1 protein-coding gene and 1 pseudogene are annotated in these 507 nt (G+C 67.3%); both read right to left on the reverse strand.

Going from position 1 to position 507, the window contains the following annotated elements; translation table 11 throughout:
- A partial coding sequence (locus ACMGE0_RS33700) for a cytochrome P460 family protein (protein WP_436820199.1) occupies positions 1-343 on the reverse strand: 343 nt, incomplete at its 3' end.
- Between the two features lie 10 nt (positions 344-353).
- A pseudogene (locus tag ACMGE0_RS33705) lies at positions 354-507 on the reverse strand (alpha/beta hydrolase); the annotation flags it as partial.

Below are 507 nucleotides of genomic sequence, written 5' to 3' on the forward strand. Positions count from 1 at the left end.
GGTCGCCGGCGACGAATGACTGGGGGGCGGGGAAGACGGTGTCGTTGCGCGGCGACGATTGGAACCGCCAAGCCAGCCGCACGATCACGGCGCCGTCGGGGAAGGGGCGGTTGCCTTCGCGAAAGGCTTTTACCGCGATGTCGTTGCCCAGAATGGCCCGGATGTCGTTGTTCTTGCCCGCCTCGTGCGCGACGCTGATCAGCCTCCAGTCGCGATAGCCCGTGGGGAGCTTGACTCCATAGACCGGGGAAACGTCGCTGGCCGGGCGCCGGGCAGCGGCCACCGCAGAGACTCCGAAGACCATTGTCGCGAGCACAAGGCTGCAGGTTGCGAAACGCTTCATGCTGTCCTCCTCAACCGGCCAGCGTGGCGACGTCGAGCACCGCCTTGGCAAAGGCGGCCGGGGCTTCCTGCGGCAGATTGTGCCCGATCCCGCCGCTGATTAGCCGGTGCTCATAGGGCCCGGTGAACTTGGCGCGATATTGCGCCGGATCGGGGTGCGGCGCG

Origin of the sequence: Neorhizobium descurainiae, from assembly GCF_051400715.1 — a bacterium.
In the GTDB taxonomy this organism is placed as follows: Bacteria; Pseudomonadota; Alphaproteobacteria; order Rhizobiales; family Rhizobiaceae; genus Neorhizobium.